We start from the raw sequence: 8,982 nt of genomic DNA, 5'->3' as shown, positions 1-8,982 counted from the left end.
GTGCGCGCGTGCAGTAGCTTCCTGGTGGAAAAACTGTTGCGCTAATGATTTCGCTACTGTTCGGGTACCTGCACCCGGGTGACCTGCGCGCGGTAGCGATTGATTTCGGCACTGTCCTTGAATGGCCCGAGGCGTGTTCTCATGCTCAGTTGCTGGCCCGGCGTCAATTGGCTGGGACCGCTGATGGCGGTGCTGCTGCCGGCCACAAAGGTATTGAGCATTTCCGTCAGCTGCAGTTCTACATTGGTCACCGTCACCGGACTGTTGTTTTTGATGATGATGTACAGGTAGCCGTCTTCCGCCAGGTAGAGTTTGCAGAGAATATATTTGTGGGGCGCGGTGCTAAGCTCCAGCACCGCCAGGCGCGCCTGGGCTTTTTTGGCAATTTCGCTGTCGCCGGAGGCCGCGGTCTGGAAATAGCGAATGGCACCGGTCTGGTCGCCGCCGTCCAGGGCGATCTCACCCAGGTAGTAGCTGGCATAGGGGGTGGGCAATAACTGGTAGCTGTTTTCCAGATCGGTGCGGGCACCGGTTTTGTTGCCCTGCTCGTAGCGCAACATGCCGCGGGCCAGCGGGTGGCTGAAATAGTCGGGGTTCTTGCCGATGGCGGTGGTGAAGGCTTTTTCCGCGTTGGCCGGATTTTTCTGCATTTCCCAGGCGTGGCCTTTCAGCTCCCAGAAATAGCCGTCATTGGGTTGAATAGCGATGGCTTTATCCAGTTCGGCCAGGGCGGTTTTGGCGTCCTTGGCGTTCAGTGCCTTGATGGCCGCGTCCTGGGCCTTGTAGGCGGGTTCATCCTGTTTCAGCTGTTTGATCTTGCGCTGGAAGATATCGCGGTTGCTGACGCCCTTGGGCAGGGTGGCGGCCTTGGCGCGGTTGGCGTCCACTCGCTCCTGTGACGGTGGATGGCTGGCAAACAGGCCACTGATAAAGTCCTGCTGACGGCCCTGGCTCAGTTTCACAAAGGTTTCCTGAAGCTTCACGGCACCACTGGGGTCATAGCCCGCACGGGACATATATTCCATGCCATAGTTGTCGGATTCCAGTTCGTCTTCACGGCCATAGCGGGCCATCCAGGCGGCGGCTCCCATCTGTGCAATCTGGGTCCCGGCCCCACCCAAACCGTAGCTGGCGCCGGCCATACCGACCGCGGCGGCGCCGATATTGAGCAGTGTGCCCCGGGTCATCTGCGAGGCGCCGTGGCGGGCGGCGGCGTGGACAATTTCGTGTCCCAGCACCGCGGCCAGTTGCGACTCGTCTTCCAGGTGGGTGAGCAGTCCGCGGTTGACGGCGATCTTGCCGCCCGGCAGCGCCCAGGCATTGGGCACGGAATTGTTCAGGACCACGAATTCATAGGGCAGGTTGGGGCGGTCGCTGACTGCGGCCAGTTTGCGGCCCACCGAGCTGACGTAGAACTGCAGGTCGGGGTCGAGATAGTAGCGGCCGCCCTGGGACTGCTGGGAGGGGCTGTAGTTGTTGGCGCCGATGGCCACTTCCTGCTCCGCGGAGACCAGGGAAAATTCAGTTTGTCCGGTCACCGGGTTGACGGAACAGCCGCTGAGGATCAACAACAGCGGGCTGAGGGCGAGAAACAAGGAAGGAAACCGGCGCATCTGTACTCCTGGCAGGCGGCAATGGTGAAATGAGTATAATGGACTGCATTAGTGTGTAAACGATTACCATTGGACAATCCATGTTGACAGTTATTTCCCCGGCCAAGACCCTCGATTACGACAGCCCGCTGACCACAGCGGCCTACAGCCAGCCCGGCTATCTGGACGACTCCGCCGAATTGATCGCCGAACTGCGCAAGCTGTCGCCGCCCCGGGTATCCGAGCTGATGTCGATCAGCGACAAACTGGGGGCGCTGAACTTCGGCCGTTACCTGGACTGGCAACCGGATTTCAGTCCCGCTAACGCCCGTCCCGCCGTGCTGGCCTTCAAGGGTGATGTCTACACCGGTCTGGCGGCGGAGAACCTGTCGGAGAAGGACCTGCAGTGGGCGCAGCGCCACCTGCGCATCCTCTCCGGTCTGTACGGCCTGTTGCGACCGCTGGATCTGATGCAACCCTACCGCCTGGAGATGGGCACCAAACTGGCCAATGCCCGCGGCAAGGATCTGTACCAGTTCTGGGGCGACAAGATTACCGCGGGCCTCAACGCCGAGCTGGGTGCCATGAAAACCCCGCTGCTGATCAATCTGGCCTCCAATGAATATTTCAAATCGGTGCAGCAGGGCAAGCTGAATGCGGACATCATTACCCCGGTGTTCAAGGACTGGAAAGGCGGCAAGTACAAGATTATCAGCTTCTACGCCAAGAAGGCGCGCGGCCTGATGAGCCGTTACATCATTGAACACCGCATCGATGATGCGGAGCGCCTCAAGGACTTCGATTGCGCCGGTTACGCCTATCAACCGGCCATGTCTTCCGCCCGCGAGTGGGTATTTACCCGCGACCAGGGCCAGGAATAGCAAAGATGCCGGTGGATAAACCCTTCTCACAGGCTTGCGAGAATAACTGCCAGCCCATTCTGGCGATCCTGCAACGGGTGTTTGCCGACCGGCGCAAGGTGCTGGAGGTGGGCAGCGGTACCGGTCAGCACGCCGTCTATTTTGCACCCCGCCTGCCCCAGCTGGTCTGGCAGACCGCCGACCTCGAAATAAACCACCCGGGTATCAATGCCTGGATCGACCAATACCCGGTGGATAATCTGCGCCGCCCCTTGGCACTGAACGCCGACCGGCGCCCCTGGGGTATGGGTGGTTACAAACCGGATGCGCTGTTTACCGCCAATACCTGCCACATCATGGCCTGGCCATCGGTGCAGAACCTGTTTGCCGAGGTCGGTGTGCTGCTGGCGCCAGGGGCGGTACTGGCGATCTATGGGCCATTCAACTACGGTGGCGAGTTCACCAGTGACAGCAACGCCCGCTTTGATCAGTGGCTCAAACAGATCGCCCCGCACCAGGGCATCCGGGATTTTGAAGCGGTCGACAGACTGGCACAACAGGCCGGGTTTACCCTGAGCGAGGACAATGCAATGCCCGCCAATAACAGGTTGCTGGTATGGAAAAAAAGCTCGCTGAGTTGAAACTGAAGATTCCGCCGTTGCTGCTGTTTGCGCTGGTGGCCCTGCTGATGTGGCTGCTGGATCGCTGGCTGGATGCCGGTACCACCTTCAGTGCCCTGTGGGGCTTGCTGGTGATGCTGGTGCTGGTGGCGGGACTGGCGTTGCTGGTACTGGCCTCGCTGACCCTGCTGTTAGGCAAAACCACCCTCGACCCACGCCGCCCGGAACGGGCGATGCGGTTGATCACCGCGGGGATCTTCGCCTATTCACGCCACCCCATCTACCTGGGATTGCTGCTGCTGTTGCTGGGCTGGAATCTGTACCTGGACAGCCTCTACGCCAGCCCCGGATTGCCGCTCTATGTGGGGCTGGTGACCTGGTTGCAGATTATTCCGGAAGAGCGGGTGCTGGCGGAGCGCTTCGGCGATGCCTACCGGCAGTATTGCGGGCGGGTGCGCCGCTGGCTGTAAGGGTTGCAGCGGCCAGCGGACAGGGATGAACGTCAGCGTTTGATCGGGGTAATCTTGGAGCCCTCGATGGTGAGGTTGTACATCAGCCCCTTGTTGGAAAAGATAAAGCCGATGATCGGCTGCTGGGCGGTTTGGGTGTCAATTTCACCGCCGGCACCGAACGTGGCGATGGCGACGCTGCCGTCAACGCCGGCTTCCCAGCCCTCGCTGCTGCGAAATTTCTGCAGCGACTGATCTGTCATAAACAGGATGACCTGGGATTTGATCTGGGCGCCCAGCTGCAACCCCAGTGAGGCCGCGGCGATATTGTAGTATTTGACATTGCTGCCGCCGATGCGCAGGGCGCCTTCCCCGTACTCGCCACCCACCCAGAAGCCGGCCTTGTAGACCTTGGGGAAGACCAGTATGCCCTTGGCGCGGGCGGTCAGTTCCCGGGCGCCGGGGGATTGTTTATAGAGTTCGGCGAGGGCCTCCTGCACATAGATATCAATTTCCACTTTACTGGCAGCCTGAGTCGTGCCGGAGAACAGCAGGCAACCCAGCATTAACAACCAAACAGGCTTCATCACGATGTATTTCCTCCTCGGAAAATGGGGACCACCGCCTTACGGGGCTTTGTATGGTAACTGGCGGCGGGTTTCCTGAATATAGTTCAGGACGTATTGTCGCTCTTCCGCCAGGAAGCGCTTGATGGCAGCGGCAAAGTCCGGGCGACTGATCCAGTGCACCGAACAGGTTTCCAGTGGTTCAAAGCCGCGGCGGACCTTGTGTTCCCCCTGGGCGCCGGCATCAAAACGGGCCAGCTTGTGCTCGATCGCGAATTCGATGCCCTGGTAATAACAGAGTTCAAAGTGCAGGCAATCAACTTCCCGGGTGCAGCCCCAGTAGCGGCCGTATAGGTTCTCCTGGTCGTAGAAAAACAGGGCGGCGGCGACCTTTTCCTCACCCCGTTCCGCCACCGCCATCATTAACTGTCCGCTCATGACCTCGCCGAGGCGGTGAAAGAAATGCTGGGTCAGGTAGCCGCTGTTGCCGCTGTGTTTGAGGTAGGTGTTGTGGTAGACCTGAAAAAAGAACTGCCACCAGTCGGGGCTGATCTCATCGTTGCTGAGGCGGTAGACGCGCAGCCCCTGGTGTTGCAGTTCACTGCGCTCGCGGCTGATATTTTTGCGCTTGCGGGAAGACAGGGCGGCGAGAAAATCCGCAAAGCTGCCGTAGTCCCGGTTTTGCCACAGGTATTGCACACCGCTGCGCAACATGCCGCCGGCCCGCTGCATGGCAGCCGTCAGCAGCGGTTCGGGAAACAGCAGATGCCAGCCGCTGGCGCCCTGGCGGTCGGCCAGTTGCTGGATGGCGGTGAGCAGGCAGGGTGTGATGGCCGCCAGCTCGGTTTGCGGCGACATGCCCAGCCGCGGGCCGATGGCCGGGGTAAAGGGCACGGCGGTGAGCAGTTTGGGGTAATAGTCCAGCCGTTGCCGCTGGTAGGCCTCGGCCCAGGTCCAATCGAACACGTATTCCCCCCAGGAGTGGCCCTTGAGGTAGAGCGGCATGGCGGCCAGCGGCTGCTGGTTTTCACTGATCAGCAGGTGATGCGGTTGCCAGCCGGTGGCGCTGCAGGCGCTGCCGGACTGCTCCAGCAGGGACAGGAACCGGTGCTGAAGAAACGGGTAGCTGCTGTTAAACAGGCCATCCCACTGGCTGGCGTCGCACTGGTCAATGCTGTCGAGAATGCGGATATCCAAAATGGTCTGCCCTGGTACTGCTGAAGAAAGGGGCTTTCCCCCAGGCCGGTAAGTGTAGACCCTACGCGGCGGCAGCGGGCTTGGGAAGGTGGCAGCGGAAACAGCTGCCTTTGCCTAGGGTGCTGCGGATTTCCAGGGTGCCGCCGTGGCGCATCAGCACGTGTTTGACGATGGCCAGACCCAGCCCGGTACCGCCGGTGCTGGAGGCGCGGCTGTGGTCGACACGGTAAAAGCGCTCGGTGAGGCGGGGAATATGTTTCGGGTCGATGCCTAAACCATTGTCGCAGACTTCGACAATCACTTCCGCATCCGTGCTGTGACAGCCGACGCGAATCGCCACGCCGGCGGGATTGTGCTTGATGGCGTTGAATACCAGGTTGGAGAAGGCGCTGTACAGTTCCTTGTATTCGCCGCGAAGTTCGAGGGTCTCCCGGCAGTCTGCACTGATCTGGTATTTATCCGAGGCGATCATGCGGCCGTCGTTGACGATTTGCTCCAGCAGCGGGCTGAGCTGCACCGGGATGCGCGGCGGCGGTTTGCGGTTGGATTCCAACTGGGACAGCATCACCAGGTCATTGGCCAGGGCGTTGAGCCGCTCGGTCTGCTGGTCCATTTGGCCGAGCGCTTTTTGCCACCCGGCGGGTAGCCCCTCGCTGTTGTCCTGCAGGGTTTCGATATAGCCGGACAGCACCGTCAGCGGAGTGCGCAGCTCGTGGGAAATGTTGGCCACGAAGTCCTGGCGCATCTGCTCCAGATTGCGCAGCCGGGTGATGTCCTGCACCACCAGAATGATATTGCCGTCGCCGAATTCGGCGGCACTGAACATCAGTGTCCGGCTCGGGTCCTCCGGCGAGGACAGTTCCACCGGCAGGGGCAGGTTGCGATGCTGGATAAAGGCGACGAAGCGCGGGTCGCGCACCACGTTGATGATCGACTGGCCGCGGTCGGTCTTTTCCAGACCCAGCAGGGATTCCGCGGCGGGGTTCCACCATTCCAGCACCCGGTCGGGGGAGAGGGTCATGATGCCGTCGGCCAGTGCGGAGGTGATGTTGCGCACCCGCTCGGAGAGCTGGCGGCGGCTCTGTTTGGCGCGCTCGTTGCGCTGCTGCATGCGGTACAGGTGGTCGGTCATGTCGCCCCACACGCCGCTGGCATCGGGCGGGAGCCCGCTGGCACCCTGGTCGAGCCAGTCGTAGAGCCTGGCGATATGGGAAAAGGTCCACAGCATGTAGATGCCGCCACCGGCCAGCAGGGTCAGCAGCACGTTGCCAATCATGAAGCCGACAAACAGCAGTAGCAGGGTGATCAGCGCGATGCGCCGTATTTCCGCCTGTAACCCTCGATGCAAAAGCTTTTCCTACTCTTCGACAAGCCTGGTGGAGAAGCGGTATCCCGCGCCCCGCACAGTCTGTATGAAGCGGTCCTGGCCTTCAAGGGAAATTGCCTTGCGCAGGCGGCGGATGTGCACATCGACGGTGCGCTCGTCCATGTAGACGTTGCCACCCCAGACGTGGTCGAGAATCTGGTCCCGGGAGTAGACCCGCTCCTGGTGCGTGAGGAAAAAGCTCAGCAGGCGGAATTCGGTGGGGCCCATGGACACCGTTTGGCCGTTGATGGTGACCCGGTGGCTGATGGGATCAAACAGCAGCTGATCCACGGTGATGGGTTCCTGGGGCAGGGTCGGCTCGGCCCGGCGCAACACGGCGTTGATGCGGGCCACCAGTGCCCGTGGCGAAAAGGGTTTGGTGATGTAGTCATCCGCACCCACTTCCAGGCCCTGCACAATATTGTCCTCGTTGGCCTTGGCGGTGAGCATGATGACCGGCACGTTTTTGGTCAGTTCATCCCGTTGCAGGCGGCGGATCAGTTCGACACCGCTGGTGCCGGGCATCATCCAGTCCAGCAACACCAGGTCGGGCTTTTCATCGATGATCATGGCGTGGGCCTGCTGGGCATTTTCCGCCTGCAGGCAGTCGAAGCCGGCCACGTCCAGCGCGGTGCTGATCATGTCGCGGATGGCGGGTTCGTCATCCACCACGAGAATAGTTTTATCGCTCATATCCCTATCATCTTAAAGTATCCATGCGTATTACATGACGCGTCCGTGACAGAAATATGACAATAGTGGAAATCGCCGGTTTCGACTACGCAGATTGGAGCAGGTAATCGGCAAACAGCCCGGCAAATATAACGGCGCCCACATAGTTGTTGTTGAGAAAGGCCCGGAAGCAGCCGTCGCGGTCGCGGTTCCGGATCAGGTACTGCTGGTAGAGAAACAGCATGGCGGCCACAGCCAGGGACAGGAAAAACCACAGGCCGCGGCCAAAGTTCACGCCGGTCATGGCCAGGGCGATCAGCACCAGCACCTGCAGGGTGGCGGTGATGGCAATGTCCATGTCGCCGAACAGAATGGCGGTGGATTTGATGCCGATTTTCAGGTCGTCCTCCCGGTCCACCATGGCGTAGAAGGTGTCGTAGGCGACTGTCCAGAGTATCACCGCGGCATAGAGGGCCCAGAGCTCCGGGCGCAGAGCGTTGGTCTCCGCGGCGAAGGCCATCGGAATGCCCCAGGCAAAGGCGGCCCCCAGTACCAGTTGTGGCAGGTGGGTATAGCGCTTCATGAAGGGGTAGCAGAAGGCCAGGGCCACCCCGGCAAAGGCCAGTTTGATGGTCAGGGCATTGGTGAGCAGCACCAGCAGGAACGATAGCAGGCACAGGCAGACAAAGAGGATCAGCGCTTCGCGGGAGGTGATTGCCCCGGTGGCCAGCGGGCGCTGTCGGGTGCGCTCCACATGGCCATCCAGGTTGCGGTCGGCGAAGTCGTTGATTACACAGCCGGCGGCGCGCATGGCGGCCACGCCCACCACAAACACCAGCAGGTTTTTGATGGAGGGTATTCCCTCGGCCGCCAGCCACAGGGCCCAGAGCGTCGGCCACAGCAGCAACAGGGTGCCGATGGGTTTGTCGATCCGCATCAGGCGAATAAAGTCTGGCAGTCGTTGCCGCAATGAGTTCATGGCGTGGATCGTGGCAATGGTTTAAAGCGGGTTATTGTACGGGGTAAATTCCGGTAAAAACATCTCGCACACCAGCAGGGGTTTGCCGTCCAGCCAGAACAGGGAACGCCTTCCCGAAATAACCCCCCGCAGATATTGCAACGGTTCGGGCAGCGGGGTCGCCCGGGTGTCCTGTTGTGCCAACTCGATGGGGCCCCGGTGCAGGTGGGGGTCGCTGAATAACAGCGCCCCCAGTGGCCGGTTGTCCAGCTTGCGCAGGCGGCGCAGGCGGCCGCTGAGGGTTTTTTGCGGGATGACACTGCGGGCGTAAACCCAGGGCCGGCCATTGCCTAACAGGATCACCTCGCGGATCAGGGCCTGTTGGCGCGGCGCCATAGCCAGCAGCCGTTGCTCGGAGAGGCGGGGGCGGCCCATGCCCTGCTGAATGACCTGAACCCGAAACTGGCCACGGCTGAGACGCATCAGTCGCCCGGTCAACGAGCCGCGGTCCAGCAGCCAGGCGCGCAAGGGGCCCCGGGCAATCAGCTGCGGAGCGTGCCGATGGCAGTGCCAGCGGGGTTCGGGGTGGTGGAGAGCTGTCATCGGTATCGTTAGCGCTGGGGGGTGGCCCGTTGAGAATCCTCTGCGGGGAGTATTCTAACCGCTGCGGCGGCGTTATCCCGGATCAACGGGATAATTTTT

The 8,982-nt window shown here is 61.1% G+C and carries 10 protein-coding genes; 3 read left to right on the top strand and 7 right to left on the bottom strand.

Annotated elements, in window-relative coordinates; translation table 11 throughout:
* Nucleotides 1–53: 53 nt before the first annotated feature.
* Entirely contained in the window at nt 54–1,613 is a 1,560-nt protein-coding gene (locus ABY948_RS09340; protein ID WP_461482262.1) for a M48 family metalloprotease, read from the bottom strand.
* Between the two features lie 80 nt (nt 1,614–1,693).
* Here ABY948_RS09340 and yaaA point away from each other — a divergent pair, with 80 nt between their 5' ends.
* Genes yaaA through ABY948_RS09325 form a run of 3 tightly spaced genes read left to right on the top strand, consistent with a single transcriptional unit; the run spans nt 1,694 to nt 3,542 of the window.
* On the top strand, nt 1,694–2,473 hold the full coding sequence (gene yaaA / locus ABY948_RS09335; RefSeq protein ID WP_461482261.1) for a peroxide stress protein YaaA: 780 nt from the start codon (nt 1,694–1,696) through the stop codon (nt 2,471–2,473).
* Between the two features lie 5 nt (nt 2,474–2,478).
* Nucleotides 2,479–3,093, top strand: coding sequence for a DUF938 domain-containing protein (locus ABY948_RS09330; protein ID WP_461482260.1), 615 nt, complete (start codon nt 2,479–2,481; stop codon nt 3,091–3,093).
* Nucleotides 3,069–3,542, top strand: coding sequence for a methyltransferase family protein (locus ABY948_RS09325; RefSeq protein WP_461482259.1), 474 nt, complete (start codon nt 3,069–3,071; stop codon nt 3,540–3,542). The genes ABY948_RS09330 and ABY948_RS09325 overlap by 25 nt, the downstream gene beginning before the upstream one ends.
* 32 nt (nt 3,543–3,574) lie before the next feature.
* Here the strand turns inward: ABY948_RS09325 and ABY948_RS09320 are convergent, their stop codons facing one another.
* The 6 genes from ABY948_RS09320 to ABY948_RS09295 all read right to left on the bottom strand — a co-directional run bounded on the left by ABY948_RS09320 (nt 3,575) and on the right by ABY948_RS09295 (nt 8,883).
* Entirely contained in the window at nt 3,575–4,108 is a 534-nt protein-coding gene (locus tag ABY948_RS09320; RefSeq protein WP_461482263.1) for a BPSL1445 family SYLF domain-containing lipoprotein, read from the bottom strand.
* 39 nt (nt 4,109–4,147) lie between these two features.
* The gene (locus ABY948_RS09315) at nt 4,148–5,284 is read right to left on the bottom strand and encodes a GNAT family N-acetyltransferase (RefSeq protein WP_461482258.1); all 1,137 of its coding nucleotides are present in this window, start codon (nt 5,282–5,284) and stop codon (nt 4,148–4,150) included.
* 61 nt (nt 5,285–5,345) lie between these two features.
* Nucleotides 5,346–6,632 (bottom strand): phosphate regulon sensor histidine kinase PhoR, encoded by a 1,287-nt coding sequence (gene phoR / locus ABY948_RS09310; protein WP_461482257.1) that lies wholly within the window; start codon nt 6,630–6,632, stop codon nt 5,346–5,348.
* A 9-nt stretch (nt 6,633–6,641) separates the two neighbouring features.
* Nucleotides 6,642–7,343: a phosphate regulon transcriptional regulator PhoB gene (phoB, locus tag ABY948_RS09305; RefSeq protein ID WP_461482256.1), complete on the bottom strand. Its 702-nt coding sequence runs from the start codon at nt 7,341–7,343 to the stop codon at nt 6,642–6,644.
* A gap of 85 nt (nt 7,344–7,428) precedes the next feature.
* Entirely contained in the window at nt 7,429–8,301 is an 873-nt protein-coding gene (ubiA, locus tag ABY948_RS09300; RefSeq protein ID WP_461482255.1) for a 4-hydroxybenzoate octaprenyltransferase, read from the bottom strand.
* A 21-nt stretch (nt 8,302–8,322) separates the two neighbouring features.
* The gene (locus ABY948_RS09295; protein WP_461482254.1) at nt 8,323–8,883 is read right to left on the bottom strand and encodes a chorismate--pyruvate lyase family protein; all 561 of its coding nucleotides are present in this window, start codon (nt 8,881–8,883) and stop codon (nt 8,323–8,325) included.
* Nucleotides 8,884–8,982 lie beyond the last annotated feature (99 nt).

The sequence above is a fragment of the Porticoccus sp. genome (assembly GCF_041592135.1).
Classification (GTDB): Bacteria; Pseudomonadota; Gammaproteobacteria; order Pseudomonadales; family Porticoccaceae; genus Porticoccus.
This window is presented reverse-complemented; position numbering and strand designations above follow the sequence as displayed.

Excerpts from the sequence above, each read along its gene's own strand:
- ubiA (WP_461482255.1), bottom strand. The coding sequence starts at position 8,301 with ATGAACTCATTGCGGCAACGACTGCCAGACTTTATTCGCCTGATGCGG.
- yaaA (WP_461482261.1), top strand. The coding sequence starts at position 1,694 with ATGTTGACAGTTATTTCCCCGGCCAAGACCCTCGATTACGACAGCCCG.
- ABY948_RS09320 (WP_461482263.1), bottom strand. The coding sequence starts at position 4,108 with ATGAAGCCTGTTTGGTTGTTAATGCTGGGTTGCCTGCTGTTCTCCGGC.
- phoB (WP_461482256.1), bottom strand. The coding sequence starts at position 7,343 with ATGAGCGATAAAACTATTCTCGTGGTGGATGACGAACCCGCCATCCGC.
- ABY948_RS09325 (WP_461482259.1), top strand. The coding sequence starts at position 3,069 with ATGGAAAAAAAGCTCGCTGAGTTGAAACTGAAGATTCCGCCGTTGCTG.
- ABY948_RS09330 (WP_461482260.1), top strand. The coding sequence starts at position 2,479 with ATGCCGGTGGATAAACCCTTCTCACAGGCTTGCGAGAATAACTGCCAG.
- ABY948_RS09295 (WP_461482254.1), bottom strand. The coding sequence starts at position 8,883 with ATGACAGCTCTCCACCACCCCGAACCCCGCTGGCACTGCCATCGGCAC.
- ABY948_RS09340 (WP_461482262.1), bottom strand. The coding sequence starts at position 1,613 with ATGCGCCGGTTTCCTTCCTTGTTTCTCGCCCTCAGCCCGCTGTTGTTG.